Raw genomic sequence first — 19,755 nt, 5'->3', positions numbered from 1 at the left:
GACTGGCGGACGGGGTCAGAACTGCGCCTCCTCCGTGGATCCCTTCAGGGCGAGCGTGTCGCTGTCGGGGTTGAGCGCCGTCGAGACCAGGTCGAAGTAGCCCGTGCCGACCTCGCGCTGGTGCTTGGTGGCGGTGTAGCCGAGGCGCTCGGCGGCGAACTCACGCTGCTGCAGGTCGACGTACGCGGTCATGCCCGCGTCGGCGTACCGTCTGGCCAGGTCGAACATGCCGTAGTTCAGCTGGTGGAAACCGGCCAGCGTGATGAATTGGAACCGGTATCCCATCGCGGCGAGCTCACGCTGGAAGGTCTCGATCTGCGCGTCGTCGAGGTGCGCCCGCCAGTTGAACGACGGCGAGCAGTTGTACGCCAGGAGCTTGCCGGGGTACCGCTCGTGCACGGCGTCGGCGACGGTGCGGGCCAGCGCCACGTCGGGAGTGCCGGTCTCGACCCAGATGAGGTCGGCGTACGGCGCGTACGCCAGCGCCCGGGCGACCACCGGCTCGATCCCGGACCGCACCCGGTGGAAGCCCTCGGCGGTGCGCTCGCCGGTCAGGAACGGCTGGTCGATCGGGTCGACGTCGCTGGTGATGAGTTCGGCGGCCAGGGCGTCGGTGCGCGCGACGACGATTGTCGGCACCCCGGCGATGTCGGCGGCCAGCCTCGCCGCGTTGAGCGTGCGGACGTGCTGCGAGGTCGGCACCAGCACCTTGCCGCCGAGGTGGCCGCATTTCTTCTCCGAGGCCAGTTGGTCCTCGTAGTGGACGCCGGCGGCACCGGCCGCGATGAGTGCCTTCGCCAGTTCGAACGCGTTCAGCGGCCCACCGAAGCCGGCCTCGGCGTCGGCGACGATCGGCGCCAGCCAGTCGAAGCCGGGGTCGGCGCCCTCGGAGTAGGTGATCTCGTCGGCCCGCAGCAGCGCGTTGTTGATGCGGCGCACGACGGTCGGCACCGAGTTGACCGGGTAGAGACTCTGGTCGGGGTAGGTGTTCCCTGACGTGTTGCCGTCGGCCGCGACCTGCCAGCCGGAGAGGTAGATGGCCTTCAGGCCCGCGCGCACCATCTGGACGGCCTGGTTGCCCGTGATGGCACCCAGCGCCGCGACGTGCTCGTCCTGGTGCAGCAGGTCCCACAGCCGCAGCGCGCCACGGCGGGCCAGCGTGTGCTCCTCGCGGACGGTGCCGCGCAGCCGCACGACGTCGTCGGCGGTGTAGGTGCGGCTGACCCCGGTCCAGCGGGGGTCGGTGGCCCATTCCCGAGCCAGGTCCGCCGCCTCGGCTGCCTGCCGGGTGCCGAGGTCGCCGCCCGGGGCCGCGGCCCGGGGGTCCTGCGCCCGGCCGCTGCGGTCGAGTGTCGCCGTCATACTCGCTCCCTGTGTCGTGGAGTGAAAACTCGGACAACAACACCGTGGCGCCGCCTGACAGCACTGAACCACCGCTATCCTGGGTGAAATTCGACCGACTTTCACAAAGCGAGAAGCGATGGCCGATCTCGACATCATCACCCTGGGCCGGCGCATCCGGCACGCCCGCAAGGCCGCGGGCCTGACACTCGGGGCGCTGGCCGCCGCCGTCGACCGGGCGCCGTCGCTGTTGTCGCAGATCGAGAACGGCCGGCGCGAACCCCGGCTCACGCTGCTGCAGGCCATCGCAACGGCGCTAGGCATCGAAGTCGCCGACCTGATGCGGCCCGAGCCACCGTCCCACCGTGCGGCGCTGGAGATCGCGCTGCAGCGCGCCCAGAGCGAACCGCTCTACACCTCGCTCGGGCTGCCGCAGGTGGGAGTCAACGGCAAGGTGCCCACCGAGGTGCTGGAGTCGCTGGTCGGGCTGCACCGGGAGTTGCAGCGCCGCGCCACCGAACAGGCCGCGACCCCGGAGGAGGCACGCCGGGCCAACGCCGAACTGCGCCGGCACATGCGTGAGCGCGGCAACTACTTCGCCGAGATCGAGCAGGTCGCCGCCGGCATCTCGCACGCGGTCGGGCACACCGGCGGGCCGCTGACCGAGCGCGGCGTCGGGGACGTGACCGCCCACCTCGGCTTCACGCTGCACCGGGCCGCGGACCTCCCACGCGCCACGCGCTCGATCACCGACCTGGAGGAACGGTGCATCTACCTGCCGCCGGCCGGACGCGGCGGGCATGATCCGCGCACCATCGTGCTGCAGACGCTCGGCCATTTCGCGCTGGGCCACCGGGAACCGGCCGACTACGCCGACTTCCTCCGCCAGCGGGTCGAGACCAACTACTTCGCCGCCGCGCTGCTCATGCCCGAGGCGGCCGCGGCCGCCTTCCTGCAGCAGGCGAAGGCCCGGCGGGAACTGGCCATCGACGACCTGCGTGACGTGTTCGCGGTGTCGTACGAGACGGCGGCACATCGCTTCACCAACCTGGCCACCCACCATCTGGGGCTGCCCGTGCACTTCATGCGGGTCGGCGAGGACGGCGTCATCTACAAGGCGTACGAGAACGACGACGTCACCTTCCCCACCGACGTCACCGGCGCCATCGAAGGCCAGATCGTGTGCCGGTACTGGGCGGCTCGTGCGGTCTTCGCCGCGCCGGACCGCTACGCCACGCACCACCAGTACACGGACATGGGCCGGGGCACCTACTGGTGCACCACCCATGTCGAGAGCACGCCGGAAGGCGATTTCGCCGTGGACGTCGGCGTTCCCTACGCGCACTCGAAGTGGTTCCAGGGGCGTGAGACGACAGTGCGGGCGACGTCGAGCTGCCCGGACCCGTCGTGCTGCCGCCGACCGCCTGCGGGGCTGGCCGCGCGATGGTCGCAGCGCGCCTGGCCCAGCGCGCGGGTGCACTCGCACCTGCTGGCCGCGCTGCCGCCGGGCACCTTCCCCGGCGTGGACGACACCGACGTCTACGGCTTCCTCGAGCGACACTCCGGCGCCCAGGCCGATTAACCGGACATTCTCCCAGAATCTGGTGACAGAACGACAAACTATCGGTAGGTTCTGCTGTTACTCGCCACCGTATCCGGCGACCGTCCCCGGGCGACAGATGGGAACCACCGTGACCACTCAACCCACCCGCCGCGCGGTCCTCGCCCTCGGCGCCGCGCTCGTCGTGACCCCCGTCGTCACCGTGTCCGCTCACGCGGCCGGTTCTCCGGTCCGGCCGGTGGCCGGGCTGCGCGGCGCGTTCACCGCCGCGTCGAAGCGGTACGGCGTGCCCCGCGACCTCCTGGTCGCGCTGTCGTACACCGTCACCCGCATCAACGACCACGCCGGCGAGCCCAGCGCCGCCGGTGGATACGGCGTGATGCACCTGATCAGCAACCCGTCGACGAACACACTGGCCACCGCCGCACGGCTGAGTGGCCACTCGGCCGCGGCACTGCGCACGGACGTCTCCGCCAACATCGACGGTGCCGCGGCGCTGCTGCGGTCACTGGCCGACGACGCGGGTCTGTCCGCCGCCGACCGCGACGACGTCGACGCCTGGTACGAGCCGGTGGCGCACTACTCCGCGTTCGCCGACGCCTCCGTCTCGCGGCTCGAGGCCGACGCCGTCTACCAGGCGCTGGCCCGCGGACTGTCCTTGCAGGCCGGTGGTGAGTCGTTCGCCGTCGAGGCCCGCACCGTGCGGCCGCAGCTGGGTGCGTTCGCCGACGTGCCCACCATCCAGCAGCGATTCGAGGCGATGACCGACGACTACCCGCCGGCCCGGTGGGTGGCCGCCCACTCCAGCAACTACCGCGTCGCCAACCGGCCCAATGACTACCGCATCGATCGGGTTGTCATCCACACCGTGCAAGGCTCGTACACCAGCTGCATCTCGTGGTTCCAGAACCCGAGCGCCAACGTCTCCGCGCACTACGTCCTGCGCTCCTCGGACGGCCAGGTGACGCAGATGGTGCGCAACAAGGACGTCGCCTGGCACGTCGGCAACACCAACAACCGCTCCATCGGCCTGGAGCACGAGGGCTGGGTGACCGACCCGGCCTGGTACACCGAGGCGATGTACCGCTCGTCCGCGGCGCTCACCCGGCACGTCTGCGACCGGTACGGCATCCCGCTGGACCGCACGCACATCATCGCCCACAGCGAGGCGCCCGGCGCCACCCACACCGACCCGGGCCCGCACTGGGACTGGGCCCGCTACATGGACTACGTCCGCGGCGGCAACGGCGGTGAGCCCTCGTGGAGCGTCATCGTCGACAACACCGGCGCCTTCACCGCCAGCAGCAACTGGGTCACCGCCTCCGCGCCCGGCCAGTACGGCAGCAACCACCGGCACGCCCAGCCGGTGCTGTCCAGCGACGTCGCCTGGTTCAGCGCGAACATCCCGGCCGCGGGCTCCTATCGGGTAGAGGTCTGGTACCCGCAGGACCCCGCCAACAACTCGCGCACGCCCTACATCGTCGCGGCCAGCGGCGGCAACCAGACGGTCTACGTCGACCAGCGCAGCAGCGGCGGCCGGTGGGTGCTCATCGGCACGTTCTCCCTGGCCGCCGGCAGCCGGCAGGTCGTCGGCGTGAGCCGCTGGACCTCCGCGGCCGGCTCCATCGAGGCCGACGCGGTCCGGATCAGCTCTACCTCGTGACCTGACGTCCGGCATGCGTACTCCCCCTCCACCGGGCAAGCATTCCTGGTGAGGCGGGAACACGCATGCCGGACGTGATCATTTCCGGCCGGCGCGGCGGCGGGGCCTACTCCCGCGGCAGGCCCGGCCGGTAACGCTCCACGGCGAACGTCCGGTGGCCGCTGACCGTGCTGTTGCCAGCCGCATCCGTCACGACGGCGTACCACCGCACCGTCGTCCGCGGCCGCAGCATCCTGGCGGGCAGCTCCACCGAGACGGTGCCGGCCCCGACGACGTCGACCGGGTCGCCCACCGGTTCGTCGGGCGCCGTGGCCAGGTGCAGCGAGGACGTCGTGACGGTGCGCACGGACGTACCGCCCAGGTCCACCGGGATCACGAAGTTGTCCGCGTCGGTCTGGTGGTACTCCCCCGGGCCGGTCATCTGGCGGTTGCCGTACGGCGAGGTGGTCTCCCCGGTGTAGGTCGAGTACGTCGTGAAGTAGGCGAGGTCGTTCTCGACGTCGAACTTGAGGTGCCGCAGGAAGCCCAGCCCGCCGAACGGCAGGCCCTGGTAGTCCGTGAGCACGCCGTAGACCGGGCGGCCGTCGATCTCCTCGTAGTGCATGCCGACGCCGGTGACGTGGCCGCTGAGGATGAGCTTCATGTTGTCGTACGGCGCGACCAGCGCGTCGCGGATGCGCCCGCCCTCGCCGGACAGCCCGCCCGGGGAGCCGGTGTACGAATGCGTGACCAGGATGACCGCATGGTCCGGGTGCGCCTCGATGGCGTCCGCTGCCCAGGCGAGGTCGGCGTCGTCAGCCCAGAACCCGACGGTCAGCACCATGATCTCGGCACCGTCCTGCTCCGCGAGGTAGTAGGCGTTGTCGATGCCGTCGGAGTCGCCCCACAGCTCGCCGGCGCTTTCACGCAGCCGGTCCGCGGAGAACCACCGCTCGTACAGGATGCGGTTGTTGCTGTCGTTGTTGTAGTCGTGGTTGCCCCAGGTGATCGCGTACGGCACCCCGGCCTCGTCCAGCACGTCGAACGCGGTGTCGGCCGCCTCCCATTGGTGCTCCTCGGACAGCCACGGCCGGTTGACGACGTCGCCCAGGTGCAGCGCCATCGCGGTCCGGTTCTCCGGCGCCGTCTCGGCGATGTGCTCGAACTGCTGCCGGTACAGGTCCGGGTAGCTCTGCGCGTACAGCTGGGTGTCCGGGACCAGCGCGAAGCTGAAGTCGAACTGGCCCGGCCGGGGGTCGTAGCTGTCGCGTCCGGCCAGTTCCTCGCCGAGTCCGCGCCAGAGCAGCACCGTGATGGTACGGCCCTGCAGCGCGCCGGCTCGCGGGACCTCGATGTCCATCGACGCGGCCGATCCGTCCGGTGCGTACGCGGAGGCGGAGCGGACCCAGCGTTCCTGCGCGTGGTCCCAGTAATAGGCGGTGACCTCGCGCTCGGCCTGGCCCTCCCAGGTGAGCCGGTAGGACTCGGCGCGGGCCTGCGCGCCGGTCAGCTCCACGTCGAAGATCTGGTACGGGGTGGCTCCGATGCCCTCGGTGGTCGCGTACGGTTCCGCCGACGGTTCGCCGGCGGTGGGCGCCACCTCGTCCGGCAGTGCCGCGGGGGTGGTGCCGGCGCGCATGGTCACCTGTTCGGCGTCGAGCTCGACCGCGGAGCTGCGCATGAACTGCACCGAGTTGCGCTCTCCGGCGCCGGCATCGACGACGGCGTCGAGCCTCGCCTCGTCGTGGCCGATGACGACGGTCCCGTCGACGGCGGTGTCGTCGGTCCGCGGCTGCGCCGGCGCTTCGATGTCCGACACGTCCAGGGTCAGTTCCGTGGTGGCGGTCTCGTCGTCGCCGGCCGACGCCGTCAGGGTGACGGTCTGCTCGCCGGGCGCGTACACGGGCACGTCGACGGCGAACTCGCCGGCACCGGCCGGGCCGAGGTCGTGCTCCTGCCCGTCGATCGTCGCGGTGAGGGTGCTGTCCGCCGTCACCAGGCCGCGCACGGTGACCGTTCCGGCGTCGACGGCGCTGCCGGCCAGCGGGAGCGCGACGGTGAGGTCGACGCCGTCGTCGTCCCGGTCCCGAACGGTGCCGTAGCCGATGCCGTCGCCGGACCACGTCGCGTACCGGAACCGCTCGAGGTCCGGGCTGGTGCGGTTGCCGGTCAACTGGACCTCGTCGATGGTGCCGGTGAAGCCGCCGCTGACCCGCCCGGGGTCGGAGAAGGCGCCGATGGTGGTGGGCGTGTCCGGGTCTCCTAGCGTGGTGCGGTACTCGGCGAAGTTCTGGTGCACCAGGACGCCGTCGAGGAAGACCGCGAAGGTCATGCCGTCGTAGCTGAGGGTGAGTAGATGCGGCTCGCCGTCGGCGGGCAGTTCGACGGCGGCCTCGGACGGCCGGCGCGTCGTGCTGCTCGACTGGTACCAGATGCCGACGTGCTGGGCCAGCAGCCGCCGCTCGGCGGCGTTCAGCCCCAGCAGGAAGGTGTCGCCCTGGCCGTTGCCCAGCAGGTCCTTCGCGACGATCGCGGACAGCTCGTTCGGCTGGTCGGCGGCCGCGGTGACCACCGTGCTGACGGTGACCTGGTCCAGCCCGCCGCCGACGTCGCCGTAGCTGATCTTGGTCGCCTCGAAGTCGGCCACCCGGGTTCCGGCCGGCCCGGTGCGGGCGGTCAGGTCGCCGCCCTCGACGATGCCGGCGGCACGGCCGGTCGAGTCGGTCAGCGTCTCGCCGGCCGCGGCCGACCGGGAGAAGTGCTCGACCAGCAGGTGGTCGCCCCGCCACACCGCCGTCGGGTCGTGCGACGACGGCGCGGCCCCGTAGTACGCCCAGAGATGGGCCGCCTCACCGGCGCCGACGCGGCGCAGCCGAGCCCACACCGTCGTGGTTCCGGCCGGATCCCAGTGCTCGATCTCGTACGGGACCGGGTGCCCGACGGCGTCGACGAGCTGCAGCGCACCCGCGGGTGTGCCGGCCGGGACGGCGTCCAGGCGCAGCAGCACCGGGGTGTGCTCGACATCGGTGTCCGTGGTGTTGCCGACGGCGATGCTCTGCCGGGCGCCGGCGCCGTCGACGTGCCACGGCACCGTGCCGTCGACCCCTTCCAGGGCGCGCTCCACGTCGGCGAGGCGGCTGGCGTTGGCGACCGCCGTCTGCTGGGCGCGGGTCAGCTCCTCGAAGGCGGTCCTGGCGGCGGTCACCGCCGGCCGGTCGCCCGCCGTCGCGTCGGCCGGGTCCGGCAGCGCGTCGATGGCCTCGGCCACCGCGGTGACTTCCCGGTCGATGCCGAATCCCTCCAGCGCGAACGGCTGGGCGCGGTCCTTGATCTGGTACATGACGACGTCGAGCCGGTCGCCGTCGACCTGGACACCAGCGAAGTACTGGGCGTTGCGCTCGTCCGCCGCCGACGTGCGGCCCTGGTCGGACCGGTCGAACAGACCCAGGTAGGCGTCCATGTCGATGCCGGAGGGGTTGGTGGCCTGGTCGTAGTGCTTGGCACCGGCGGTGCCGGGCAGCAGGTACCGGACGCCGTCCGGGCTGACGGTGTACTCGATGCGCTTGCCGCCCACGAGTTCGGTGTACCGGCTGGCCTCGACCGGCCGGGCGTTCGCGACGCCGTCCGGGTCGTACGCGAGGTGCTCGGTCCGCGCGTAGATGTGGTCGTGCCCCTGCAGCACCAGGTCGATGCCGAGCTCGTCCATCAGCGGCACCAGGGTGTCACGCATCCGCACGACGTCCGGGTCGTCCAGGTGCACCGCCGTCGTGTACGGCCCCTTGTGCAGGTTGACGATCACCCACTCCGCGCCCCGCGACCGGGCCGCCTCCACGTCCGCGCGCAACCAGTCCAGCTGCTGCGCGGACACGCCCTGCGCCGGGTCCTCGTTCGTGTTGAGCACCGCGACATGGGCGTTGCTGTAGTCGAACGAGTAGTACGTGCCGTCTGTGGTGTCGCCGTTGCGCTCGAGGTTGAAGTGGTCGACGAAGGCGTTCTCACCCGTGTCGTGGTTGCCGGCGGCCGGGACGATGGTGGTGCGGGTGAGCGTGCCACCGGCCAGGTTGAGCAGGTCACGCCACATGGTCTCGTCGGTGCCCCGCTCCACCACGTCACCGCTGTGCAGCAGGAACGCCGCGTCGGGGACGGTGGCCAGCGACTTCGCCATCGTCTCGGCCGAGATCTGGGCCTCGGCCTCGGTCTGCGACTGGGTGTCGGTCAGGCTGACGAACGAGAAGGGACCGGCGGGCGCCGCGGTGCGGAAGGTCCCGACCGCGCTGAAGTTGCCCGACGCCGCGTCGCCGACCTGGTAGTAGTACGTCGTGTCCGGTACGAGCCCGTCGGCCACGGCCTGGTGCCGCACCCCTCCCGGCAGCACGGCCGACTCCGCGGTCACCTCGACGGGGTCCGCCAGGTCCGGCGCCGTACTCACCCGGACGACCGCGGCGGCCGCCTCGTCCTCGGTGTACCAGCTGAAGCCCTTGCGGGTCTCCGCGTCGCCGTGGAACGTGACGGCGATGCGGTCCGGCCGCATCGACGTGTCGGCGTAGCTCAGCACCGGCCGGGCGCGCTCGTCGTCCCAGCCCCACGTGTAGCCGAAGTCCCAGCCCAGCGCCTCGTAGGTGGACCGGTCGGCCAGCTGCTCGGCGGAGCGGTCCGCGCCGTTCTGATCGCCCGCCTGGCCGGACACCGTCGCCGCGTTGATGGTGATGTTCTCGTTGGCGAGGTTGTCGCGCAGCAGGCGGCTGTAGCCGTCGTAACCGGAGATGCGCCCGTAGAAGCCGGGGGTGACACCGGGATACGCGTACTCGATGGAGCCGCCGTAGGCGACGCTGGCCTGCACGGTGCCGGTGTTCGGGTAGGCCAGGATCAGGGCCGCGTCGTTGCCGCGCTGCTCGTCGCGGCCGTCGACCGGCTCGGTGGACAGGGTCGCCAGGTCGGCGTCCACCAGGCAGCGCTGGATGGACCCGTTGCCGTTGTTGTAGGCCGCGACACCGGCGGCCATGAGGTTCGACCGGACCGTGCCCTCGAACGAGCAGTCCCGGATGGTCCCGCCCAGGTTCTCACCGACCAGCCCGGCGCCCTTCTCCGCGCCCGGCGCCTCGACCCGGCCCTGGACGGCGACGGACTGGACGAGGCCACGGGAGACGTTGCGCGCGACCAGTGCCGCCGCCGTCGGCCCGGTGACCGGCCCGCGGCTGCCGGTCATGGTGACGTCGACGTCGGCGAGCACGAGGTTCTTGATGACACCGGAGTTCTCGACGACCATCGCCGCCACGTTCCGCGTCGACAGGTCCGCCTCGATGGTCAGCCCGCTGATGGTGTGGCCGGCTCCGTCGAACGTGCCGCGGAACTGGTTCACCATGGCGAACGGCTCGGTCAGCGTGATGTCCGACGTGAGCCGGTAGTGCCGGACACCGGTGTGGTCGGAGTTGGCGGGGTCGTTGACCAGGGCGGCCCACTGGTGGAACTCGGCCGCGGTGGTGATCAGGTACGGGTCGGTGCCGGTGCCCGAACCCTGCAGCGGCGGCACCGGCTCGGTCTCGACCGGCTCGCGCAGCGCCGGCAGGCCGGTCTCGGAGTCGAGCTGCCAGACGGACTCGAAGTCGAAGCCCAGCGCGGCGTAGAAGCCCTGGTCACGCAAGGTCTCGGCGTCGGCGTCCTGGCCGTGCTGGTCGGTCGCGCTGCCGGTGACCGGCTCGCCGTTGATCAGCACGTCGGTGTAGGCGTGGTTGTCGGCGAGGGTCCGGCTGAAGCCGTCGTAGCCGGAGATGCGGCCGTAGAAGTCGGGGGTGACGCCCGGGAAGGCGTAGGTGATCGAACCGCCGGTGACGACGTTCGACCGGATCGTCACGTTGTTGGGGTATGCGACGACGAGGCCGGCGTCGTTGCCCTGCTGGGTGTCGCGCCCGCCGACCGGTTCGGTGGCGGTGGCCACCACGTCGGCGTCGACGACGGTCCGCTCGACGACGGCGCCGTTGTTGCCGTACGAGACGATGCCCGCGGGCATGAACTTCCCGGTCACGTCACCGGTGAAGACGGCGTCGCGGACGGTGCCGCCGTAGTTGCCACCGGCGATCCCGGCCACCTTCTCGAAGCCGGGCGCCGTCACCGTCCCGTGGACCGCCGACGCCACGATGGTGCCGTGGTTGTCCGCGACCAGGCCAGCGCAGGTGGGGCCCGCTGCGCCGGTCTCGCCGGTGCAGGTGACCTCGAGGTCGTCGAGCGTCAGGTTCTGGATGGTTCCCTCGTTGCGCAGGACGAACGCGGCCCGGAAACCGCCCGGGTCCGTCGCGGGGAGCTCCACGTCGGCGGTGTAGCCGCTGACGGTGTGCCCGGCGCCGTCCAGCGTGCCGGCGAACTGCCGCACCATCGGCACGGTCCCGGTGAGCGCGATGTCGTCCGTGAGCCGGAAGCTCTTCGCTCCGGTGTAGTCGGCGTCGCCGGCGTTGAGCAGCTCCGCCCACAGGACGAGGTCGGCCTCGGTCCCGATGCGGTACGGATCGGCGGCGGTGCCGCTTCCGGCCAGGTCCGCCGCGCTCGTGGCGGTGGACTCGGGAGTGGAGCCGGACGCTGCCACCGACGCGGGCGCGACGGCTGAGGCGCCGGACGCCAAGGGAACCAGAACGGCGACGGCCAGTCCGGTAGCGACCGACCACCTCGACAACGACGTCCTCACGCGAAGCCCTTCCTCGACCGGATGCGGGCACCGACGCTAGGCATCGATGATGTCCCGGACCGAAGATCGGGATGAATGATCCGGAAACGGACCATGGCGGGGCCGATCGGCCGGTCGCCGGCGCGTTTCAGCCGCGGGAGATGGCCCAGGATCGGATGGTGTCGATGCGCTCCTGGATCTCCGCCGCCGTGGCCAGCGCGGCGGGCGGGCCGCCGCAGGCCTTGCGCAGCTCGGTGTGGATGACACCGTGCGGCTTGCCGGTGCGGTGGTGCCACGCACCCACCAGGCCGTTGAGCTCACGGCGCAGCACGGCGATCTGCTCGTACACGGCCGGGTCGCGAGGCCGCTCCGTTTCGCCCGACGACGAGTCGCCCGGCGGCGCCGCGTCGCGCGCTGCCTGCTGCTCGGCCTGGCGGCGCCGCAACAGCACGGCGACCTGGTCCGGTTCGAGCAGGCCGGGGATGCCGAGGTAGTCGGCTTCCTCCGCCGACCCCGTCTGCGCCTGGGTGCCGAACTCGCCACCGTCGTACAGGACGCGGTCGAAGGACGCATCCGAGCCGAGGGCCTCGAACGGGCCCATCTCCTCGGGGCCGGTCTCCTCGCGCTGGGCCGCGGCGATGAGGGCTTCCTCAGCGGCCAGGGGGTCGTCGGCGGCGCCGGGCGGCTTGCCTAGGACGTGGTCGCGGGAGGTCTCCATCTCGCCGGCGTACGACAACAACGTCGGCACCGTGGGCAGGAAGATCGACGCCGTCTCGCCGCGCTTGCGAACCCGGACGAAGCGGCCGATGGCCTGGGCGAAGAACAACGGCGTCTGGGTGGCCGTGGCGTAGACGCCGACCGCGAGCCGGGGCACGTCGACGCCCTCGGAGACCATGCGGACGGCGACCATCCAGCGGTCGTCGCCCTCGGAGAACGCCGCGATCTTCTTCGACGCCTTGGGCTCGTCGGACAGCACGACGGTGGGCGCCTGGCCGCAGACGCGCTTCAACAGTGCGGCGTAGGCGCGTGCGGACTCCTGGTCGGTGGCGATGACCAGGCCACCGGCGTCGGGGACGTGCCGGCGCACCTCGGTGAGCCGGGTGTCGGCGGCCTGCAGGACCGACGGGATCCAGTCGCCGTGGGGGTCCAGCGCGGTGCGCCACGCCTGCGCGGTGATGTCCTTGGTCAGCGGCTCGCCCAGGCGCGCGGAGACTTCGTCGCCGGCCCGGGTGCGCCAGCGCATCTCACCGGAGTAGGCCAGGAACAGCACCGGCCGAACGACGCCGTCCTTGAGCGCCTCGGCGTACCCGTAGGAGTGGTCGGCGACACTGCGTGGGACGCCGCGTTCGTCGGGCGCGTAGGTGACGAACGGGATGGGGTTGATGTCCGAGCGGAACGGGGTGCCGGTGAGCGCCAGCCGCCGGGCCGCGGGCTCGAACGCCTCCCGGGTGGCCTCGCCCCAGGACAGGGAGTCGCCGGCGTGGTGCACCTCGTCGAGGATCACGAGGGTGCGCCGGTTCTCGCAGCGCGCCCGGTGCAGCATGGGATGTGCCGCCACCCCGGCGTAGGTGACCGCGACACCCGTGTAGTCGCGGCTGGTGCGCGCCTTGCGGCCGGTGAACATGGGGTCGACGGTGATGCCGACCTTGTCGGCGGCATCGGCCCACTGACGCTTCAGGTGCTCGGTAGGGGCGACGATGGTGAGCTGGTGGACCACCTTGCGTGCCAACAATTCCGCGGCGATACGCAGCGCGAACGTCGTCTTGCCCGCACCCGGCGTGGCCACCGCAAGGTAGTCGCGCGGGTCGCGGGCGAGATAGTCCTCGAGCGCCGCCGCCTGCCATGCGCGCAAGCGCCCCGCGGTTCCCCACGGGGCACGATTGGGATAGGCAGGAGGCAGGTGCTCAGCGGCCGAAGTGCTCACACATCTCCCGTGACGTCGACATCCTGACCGGCCCGGCGGCAGCACTGCCGGCACGGGCGGCGCCCGGCACCGACCGGCGACCCGGGCTTCGGCACGAGCCTAACCGGCGGCACCGACAGCTCATGGGATTTGACCGCACGACGTCCGTCGCTCATGCCGTCGTGACCCGGACCCGTCCGGCGGCCCAGGCGCCCACCAGGGCCAATCCCGCCATGACGGCCAGGATCACCAGATAGATCCAGGTGTCGACGCCGGCCACACCCGTGGAGTCGCCGGCGCCGCCGTGCCCGGACCCGAAGATCGTCCCAGCCAGCCCGACGAACGTCGCCGAGAACAGCGCGTCGCTGACCTGCATGGCGGCGGAGTTGGCGCCGTGGTCGCCGACCGAGGACAGCTGGAACAGCAGCACGCTGATGCTGGCCATGGACATGCCCATGCCGAACGCGCCGACCGTCCAGGCCAGCACGCTGACCACGACCGGGACCGAGGGGATCAGCGCCAGGCCGACGGCGGCGATGGCCGCGGCCACCAGCAGGCAGCCGACCCGCACCAGCAGGTACCGGGGCGCGACCGTCTTCGTCCGGCCCTGGTACCAGGACCCGCTGGCCCAGCCCAGGGCGCCGCCGGTCAGCGACAGCCCGGCGAGTGTCGACGACAGGCCGCGCTCGGCCACCAGCAGCAGCGGCAGGAACGCCTCGGTGCCGAAGAACGCGCCGGCGAGGATGCCGCGCATGGCCACGACGGTGGGCAGCCCTCGGCGCAGCACCATGGTGCCGGGCGGCAGCAGCTTCGGCACGTTGAGTGCCAGCGCCACCAAGGCGACGGCGGCCACCCCGATCGCGATCGCGTCGGCCCGGCTGCCGGCGTACTGCAGCAGGCCCATCCCGAGGGCGGTGGCCAGCGCGAACCGCTTGCGCCCGGCCCGGTCCGACGGACCACCCGGCGGCGGGCCGTCGACGGCGCGGGCGGACGGCAGCGCCAGTGCGACGGGGATCAGCACCAGCGGCGCGATGCCCAGGAACACCCACCGCCACGACAGCTCGTCGGTGAGCAGGCCGGCCACCAGCGGGCCGACGATGGACGGCACGACCCATGCGGCCGACATCGCGGCGAAGATCTTCGGGCGCATGCGCTCCGGGTACGCCCGTCCCACGACCACGTAGAGCGCCACGATCACCAGCCCGCCGCCCAGCCCCTGGGTCGCCCGGCCGGCCAAGAACGGCAGCATGGACTGCGCGGTGCCGGCCAGGAGGAGCCCGACGGTGAACGACGCCGTGCCGAGGATCAGCGGCAGCCGCGGACCCTGCCGGTCGCACAGCTCACCGGAGACCACCATCGCGAACAGGCTGGTGGTGAAGAAGCTGGAGAACGCGAACGCGTAGAGCGCCATGCCGTCGAGTTCGGGGACGGCGGTGGGCATGGCCGTCGCCACCGCCATGGACTCGAACGCGATGAACACCACGGTCGCCACGATGCCGATGGACAATCGCCGGTGGGCCGGTCCGAGAATCCCCGTCGCGATGTCCCGTTCCGGCTCCGATGTCACGAGCGAATCATAGCGACGCTCCACACACTGACCGGTGGCCCCGGGGTCCGTACACTGGGAGCCGTGAGCACCCAGCTGACTCCCGGCGCCGACACCATCGAGGACCGCCGCACCCAGCCCGGCAGTGGCGATGGCGATCACGAGCGCTTCTCGCACTACGTGCCGAAGGACAAGCTGACCGAGGCCATGATCAACGGCACTCCGGTCATCGCCCTGTGCGGCAAGGTGTGGGTGCCCAGTCGCGATCCGCAGAAGTTCCCGGTCTGCCCGCAGTGCAAGGAGATCTGGGACTCCATGAAGCCCGGAGACGGCGACAAGTCCTGACCGGACTGTCACACCGGCGTCGTCCGATCCACCCACAGAGGTGTGAGAGTCACGACAACGGTGTCCCGCGCCGGGCGGTCCGCCGGCCGACGCGCCGAACCCGCCACGCACGCCGATCCGCCATGTCGACGGGTGGGCGCACCATGACCGGCGAACCGCGCCGCGGTGCCGTCGAGGTCAGGACCGGCCTGCCGAACGCCGTCGGGAGTTCCTGGGTGAGCGTCCTCGGCGTCGACCCTCCCCTGGTCTGCCTTGGTGTGGACGAGCCCGACGGCAGCGAGACCATCCACTGGTACGCGCCCGGCAACGCGCTGAGTGCCGGCGGCCTGCGGTGGCGGGTGACGCGCACCCAGCCGGTGGGCCGGCCCCCGCGGGCGATCCCGCGCGGCGCCGCGGGCCGACGCGTCGTCGCCGTCCTCGAGCCGATCGCCCGGCCATGAGCTACCGCGGTGCCTCCGCCCGGTTTCCGCCCGCTCGGTACGCCGCCAGGAAGGTCCGAACCGCCGCGTCGGCGTGCGCGGTCAGCTCACGGTCGTCGAACGGCACCCGCGCCGGGTCGAACAGCGCCGTGTTGAACGGCGCACCCAACAGCAGCCAGAGGAACTGCTCGGCCGCCACGCTCATGTCACCGTCCAGCAGCCGGCGTTGGGCCAGCGCCGCGAAGAGCCGGGCCAGGGTCTGCTGACCGCGGACGCGCGCCCGCTCGTCCCAGGCCCGTGCCACCTCGGGGAACCGTTCGGCCTCGGCCGCGACGATCCGGCGCATCCGCAACAGCTGCGGATCGGTCACCGTGGTGACGAACTCCTTGGCGAACGCGCGCAGGTCTCGGTCCAGGTCCGTGGTGCTGGCCAGCACTTCGAGATGGTCGTCGGACATCCGCTCGGCGGTCTCGATGTCGCGCCGGATGACCGCGAGGAACAGCTGCTCCTTTCCGGCGAAGTACTTGTAGAGCGTGACCTTCGAGATTCCGGCGACGGCCGCGATCTCGTCCACGCCGGCCGGCCCGAAGCCACGTCGCAGGAAGACCTCCCGGGCGGCGTCCAGGATGAGTGGCTCCTTCGGCGCGCCGCGCCCTCTTGCCCGATCCATGAACTGAACTGTACAGTACAGTGATTCGCTGAGTACTGAACAGTTCAGTATCGATCGCCGAGAGGAACCAGAACCATGCGCCTCACCGCCCGCTCCGCCGACGGCACATCGATCGCCGTCACCCGCGCCAACCCCGACACCCGGCCTGCCCTGGTCATGATCGACCCGGCCGGTGCGTTCCACGGCCTGCGCCCCATGGCCGAAGCGGTAGCCCCGCTCGCGGCCGGGTTCACCGTCTACACCTACGACCGGCGCGGCCGCGGCGACAGCGGTGACGCCGCCGGCGCCCTCCCCTACTCCCCCCTGCGCGAGGTGGAGGATCTCGCCGCGGTCATCGACCTGGCCGGCGGCGACGCCTATGTCTACGGGTTCTCGTCCGGCGCCGCGGTCGCCCTACGGGCAGCGGCCGAAGGCCTGCCGATACCGAAACTCGCGCTCATGGAGCCGCCGTTCGCCGTCGATCAACCCTCCGACGACGCCTTCGTCACCCGACTGCGCCAGCTCCTGGACGCCGGCGAGCGGGGCGCCGCCGTGGAGTTCTTCAACCGCGGCGCCGGCGTGCCGGAGCACATCGTCAAGGAAATGCGCGATCACCCGGCCTGGCCCGGCCTCGTGGCGCTGGCCCACACGTTGCTCTACGACGTCGCCGTGCTCGAGTCGATGACCGCTGACCTGCTCGCGAGCGTGCACACACCCACCGTGGTGATCAGCAGCTCCGGAAGCGACGACTACCTGCGCGGCACCTCCGCCGACGTCGCCGGCCGCCTGCCCCAAGGCGAGCACCGCGAGGTCGCCGGCGGCTGGCACGGCGTGGCCGACGCCGACCTGGCCCGCGTGCTCTCCGACTGGTTCCGGTGAGTCCGACGGGCTCACGGCGCCGCGCGCCCTGGCTAGCCCCGCACGTGTGGGGGCGACACTTCCTGACCAGCGCGGCAGCACGCCGCGCCCTGATCTGCATTCACCGCTGCACGCACGAGGGGGACGACCGTAGCCGTCCCCGTTCGCTCCTTGGTGGCCCGGTGGTCGGCCGGTCCGGCCCAAGGTCACATCCGAATCAAGAACGCCACCACGAACAACGGCCAGAGTCCCGCAGCGATTGCCTCCAACAGCCGCCCGATAGCCCGTCTCCGGACTACTTCGGCGGATTCCCGATGTAGTCAGCTGATCATCGTTACACCGGGGCAAGCCACCCGTCAACGGGTAGGCTTGATCGTGGCTGGGGGAGGTGCTGGTAACACCAGTGATTTCAGCTAGGCCCCGGTGCGTGCTACTACGGCTCCGCGCCGGGGCTTCTTGGGTCTGCGCAGACACCCTCCACGAAGTGCTCGTACAGGTAGCGCTCTACGTCCACATCGAAGATCGTGTCGTCCCGACACTGGGTTGGGCCGCCGCGATCACCGGCCGGGCCGTAAACCGGAGTTGTCCGGCGGCGAGTTGATCACCCTGGCGGTGGCGCTGTTGCTGCTCTGTGTGACCAGCGAGCGCCGCTGGTGGTTCCCCTATCTACGACAACGCAGCTGGTCGGCGTCTGGGCGTCGATCCGCGCTGCCGAAGGTCCACGAGACCCCCTAGTTCAGCGACGGATCCGCCGGGAACGTCGCCATCAGCGCCAGCTGCCCGCCTTGGCGCCGCAGCACCAACGCCCACATGTCCTCGGCGTCAGTGCGGAACGCGTCACCGGGCTCGGCGTCCACCACGAACCACGAACCCTCCTCGATCTCGCCCTCCACCTGGTCCGGCGCCCAGCCGGCATACCCCGCGAAGACCCGCATCGCGCTGACGGCGGGCTCGATGATCTCGGCCGGGGTGTCCAGGTCGACCACGCCGAGCCGGCCGCGGACCCGCCGCACTCCCAGTGGCTCGTCGGCTCCGTCGACGGCGACCAGGCCCAACGCGCTGTCCAGGCTCACCGGCCCGCCCTGGAACACCACCCCCGGCTCGGACACCACGGACATCCATGCCGGCAGGACGTCACCCACCAGCACGTCGGTGGGCCGGTTGACCATGACACCGAGAGCGCCGTCGCCGTCATGGGAGAGCATGAGCACCACGGCCCGGTCGAAGGTCGAACCGCGCAGGGCGGGCGCGGCCACCAGGAGCTGCCCCGTCAACGAGCGATTCATGCCCACGGCTCCATGGTGCCCGCTCGGGCCCGCATCACACAGGTATCGCTGGGAACTCGCCGGTCTCCTCGGCGGTTCGCCGGATGCTCTCGACGCTGCCGCGCACCGCCGCCGCGACCGCCTCGGCCACACCGGAGTGGAACACGCTCGGCACGATGTAGGACGGGTTCAGCTCGTCGTCCTTGACGGTGGCGGCGAGCGCCTTGGCAGCGGCGGTCATCATCTCGGTGGTGACCGACCGGCTGCGGGCGTCGAGCAGGCCGCGGAAGACCCCCGGGAACGCCAGCACGTTGTTGATCTGGTTCGGGTAGTCACTGCGCCCGGTCGCGACCACCGCGGCGTACTCGCCGGCGGCCCGCGGGTCGATCTCCGGCTCCGGGTTGGCCAGCGCGAACACGATGGCGTCGTCGGCCATGGTGGCGACGTCGGCGGCGCTGAGCACGTTGGGCGCGGAGACCCCGATGAACACGTCGGCCCCGGAGACGGCGTCGCGCAGGTCACCGACCACACCACGCGGGTTGCAGTGCTCCAGGTACCAGGTGGGGACGCCCGTGAGGTCCGCGCGGCCGGGGTGGATGACGCCGTTGATGTCGGCGGCCACGATGTCGCGCACGCCGGCGGCCACCAGCAACTGCGCGATCGCGTGCCCGGCGGCGCCGGCGCCGGACATGGCGATGCGAATCGAGCCGATGTCCTTCCCGACCACCTTGAGCGCGTTGTACAGCGCCGCCAGCACCACGATGGCGGTGCCGTGCTGGTCGTCGTGGAACACGGGGATGTCCAGCAGCTCACGCAGCCGGGCCTCGATCTCGAAGCACCGCGGCGCGGAGATGTCCTCGAGGTTGATGCCGGCGAACACCGGCGCGATGTGCTGCACGGTGCGGATGATCTCGTCGACGTCCTGGGTGTCCAGGCAGATCGGAAAGGCGTCGATGTCGCCGAACCGCTTGAACAGCGCCGCCTTGCCCTCCATGACCGGTAACGCAGCGGTGGCGCCGATGTTGCCCAGGCCCAGCACGGCCGACCCGTCGGTCACGACGGCGACGGTGTTGCGTTTGATGGTGAGCCGGCGGGCGTCGTCCGGGTTGTCGACCAGCGCCTGTGACACCCGCGCGACGCCCGGGGTGTAGATGAGCGACAGGTCGTCACGGTTGCGGATGGGCACCTTCGACGTGACTTCGATCTTGCCGCCGAGGTGGACGAGGAAGGTCCGGTCGCTGACCTTCCCGATGATGACGCCCGGCACCGTGCGCAACGCCGTCACCAGCTCACCGGCGTGAGCCGACGACGTCGCCGCGCACGTGACGTCGACCTGGATGCGGTCGGATCCGGATGCGGTGACGTCCAGCGCGGTCACCAGGCCGCCGGCCTTCTCGACGGCGGCGGTGAGCTGGCTCACCGCGGAGCCGCCCGCCGGGACCTCCAGCCGGACGGTGATCGAGTACGAGACGCTGGGAACGCTGACCACGGTGACCCTTCTGCCGAATGTGAGCAGGACCACCGTAGATGATCCCGCGGCCGGTCACCGCTGGTGGGCGGCATCCGGGCCG

General features: G+C 71.4%; 12 protein-coding genes and 1 pseudogene. 6 read left to right on the top strand and 7 right to left on the bottom strand.

All coding sequences use genetic code 11. The features are described 5' to 3' along the window. Window positions 1-15: 15 nt before the first annotated feature. On the bottom strand, window positions 16-1,362 hold the full coding sequence (gene aceA, locus JIAGA_RS0115735) for an isocitrate lyase (RefSeq protein ID WP_084469720.1): 1,347 nt from the start codon (window positions 1,360-1,362) through the stop codon (window positions 16-18). A 118-nt stretch (window positions 1,363-1,480) separates the two neighbouring features. Here aceA and JIAGA_RS30130 point away from each other — a divergent pair, with 118 nt between their 5' ends. Then, window positions 1,481-2,923: a helix-turn-helix domain-containing protein gene (locus JIAGA_RS30130; protein ID WP_035812590.1), complete on the top strand. Its 1,443-nt coding sequence runs from the start codon at window positions 1,481-1,483 to the stop codon at window positions 2,921-2,923. Window positions 2,924-3,032: 109 nt separating this feature from the next. Beyond that, on the top strand, window positions 3,033-4,565 hold the full coding sequence (locus tag JIAGA_RS0115725) for a golvesin C-terminal-like domain-containing protein (protein WP_211239679.1): 1,533 nt from the start codon (window positions 3,033-3,035) through the stop codon (window positions 4,563-4,565). Between the two features lie 106 nt (window positions 4,566-4,671). On the opposite strand, the gene JIAGA_RS33210 is transcribed toward JIAGA_RS0115725, so the two are convergent. From JIAGA_RS33210 to JIAGA_RS30120, 3 genes are all read right to left on the bottom strand, one after another. Continuing rightward, window positions 4,672-11,220 (bottom strand): metallophosphoesterase, encoded by a 6,549-nt coding sequence (locus JIAGA_RS33210; protein ID WP_051426157.1) that lies wholly within the window; start codon window positions 11,218-11,220, stop codon window positions 4,672-4,674. 127 nt (window positions 11,221-11,347) lie between these two features. Next, the gene (locus tag JIAGA_RS0115715; RefSeq protein WP_026876403.1) at window positions 11,348-13,123 is read right to left on the bottom strand and encodes a DEAD/DEAH box helicase family protein; all 1,776 of its coding nucleotides are present in this window, start codon (window positions 13,121-13,123) and stop codon (window positions 11,348-11,350) included. Window positions 13,124-13,274: 151 nt separating this feature from the next. Next, a complete protein-coding gene (locus JIAGA_RS30120; protein WP_035812588.1) occupies window positions 13,275-14,669 on the bottom strand; it encodes an MFS transporter in 1,395 nt (464 codons plus the stop codon). A gap of 63 nt (window positions 14,670-14,732) precedes the next feature. Here JIAGA_RS30120 and JIAGA_RS0115705 point away from each other — a divergent pair, with 63 nt between their 5' ends. Then, window positions 14,733-14,993 (top strand): DUF3039 domain-containing protein, encoded by a 261-nt coding sequence (locus JIAGA_RS0115705; RefSeq protein WP_026876402.1) that lies wholly within the window; start codon window positions 14,733-14,735, stop codon window positions 14,991-14,993. Window positions 14,994-15,136: 143 nt separating this feature from the next. Beyond that, window positions 15,137-15,433: a hypothetical protein gene (locus JIAGA_RS0115700; RefSeq protein WP_026876401.1), complete on the top strand. Its 297-nt coding sequence runs from the start codon at window positions 15,137-15,139 to the stop codon at window positions 15,431-15,433. A gap of 1 nt (window position 15,434) precedes the next feature. Here JIAGA_RS0115700 and JIAGA_RS0115695 read toward each other — a convergent pair whose 3' ends face one another. Further along, window positions 15,435-16,082 carry a TetR/AcrR family transcriptional regulator gene (locus tag JIAGA_RS0115695; RefSeq protein ID WP_026876400.1) on the bottom strand — a complete coding sequence of 216 codons (648 nt, stop codon included), beginning with the start codon at window positions 16,080-16,082 and terminating at the stop codon, window positions 15,435-15,437. Window positions 16,083-16,157: 75 nt separating this feature from the next. Here JIAGA_RS0115695 and JIAGA_RS0115690 point away from each other — a divergent pair, with 75 nt between their 5' ends. Continuing rightward, complete coding sequence (locus JIAGA_RS0115690) at window positions 16,158-16,940, top strand: alpha/beta fold hydrolase (RefSeq protein WP_035812587.1); 783 nt, start codon at window positions 16,158-16,160, stop codon at window positions 16,938-16,940. 463 nt (window positions 16,941-17,403) lie between these two features. Continuing rightward, window positions 17,404-17,624, top strand: a pseudogene (locus JIAGA_RS36355) (IS982 family transposase); the annotation flags it as partial. A 26-nt stretch (window positions 17,625-17,650) separates the two neighbouring features. Here the strand turns inward: JIAGA_RS36355 and JIAGA_RS0115685 are convergent. Continuing rightward, the gene (locus JIAGA_RS0115685; RefSeq protein ID WP_026876398.1) at window positions 17,651-18,205 is read right to left on the bottom strand and encodes a YqgE/AlgH family protein; all 555 of its coding nucleotides are present in this window, start codon (window positions 18,203-18,205) and stop codon (window positions 17,651-17,653) included. A 34-nt stretch (window positions 18,206-18,239) separates the two neighbouring features. Further along, window positions 18,240-19,673 carry an NAD-dependent malic enzyme gene (locus JIAGA_RS30115; protein WP_051426667.1) on the bottom strand — a complete coding sequence of 478 codons (1,434 nt, stop codon included), beginning with the start codon at window positions 19,671-19,673 and terminating at the stop codon, window positions 18,240-18,242. Window positions 19,674-19,755: the final 82 nt, after the last annotated feature.

Source organism: Jiangella gansuensis DSM 44835 (genome assembly GCF_000515395.1).
GTDB lineage: Bacteria > Actinomycetota > Actinomycetes > Jiangellales > Jiangellaceae > Jiangella > Jiangella gansuensis.
This window is presented reverse-complemented; position numbering and strand designations above follow the sequence as displayed.

What these genes read in the sequence shown, in the direction of transcription:
- aceA (WP_084469720.1), bottom strand. Translation starts at nt 1,362, where the DNA reads ATGACGGCGACACTCGACCGCAGCGGCCGGGCGCAGGACCCCCGGGCC.
- JIAGA_RS30130 (WP_035812590.1), top strand. Translation starts at nt 1,481, where the DNA reads ATGGCCGATCTCGACATCATCACCCTGGGCCGGCGCATCCGGCACGCC.
- JIAGA_RS0115700 (WP_026876401.1), top strand. Translation starts at nt 15,137, where the DNA reads ATGACCGGCGAACCGCGCCGCGGTGCCGTCGAGGTCAGGACCGGCCTG.
- JIAGA_RS0115695 (WP_026876400.1), bottom strand. Translation starts at nt 16,082, where the DNA reads ATGGATCGGGCAAGAGGGCGCGGCGCGCCGAAGGAGCCACTCATCCTG.
- JIAGA_RS0115690 (WP_035812587.1), top strand. Translation starts at nt 16,158, where the DNA reads ATGCGCCTCACCGCCCGCTCCGCCGACGGCACATCGATCGCCGTCACC.
- JIAGA_RS0115685 (WP_026876398.1), bottom strand. Translation starts at nt 18,205, where the DNA reads ATGAATCGCTCGTTGACGGGGCAGCTCCTGGTGGCCGCGCCCGCCCTG.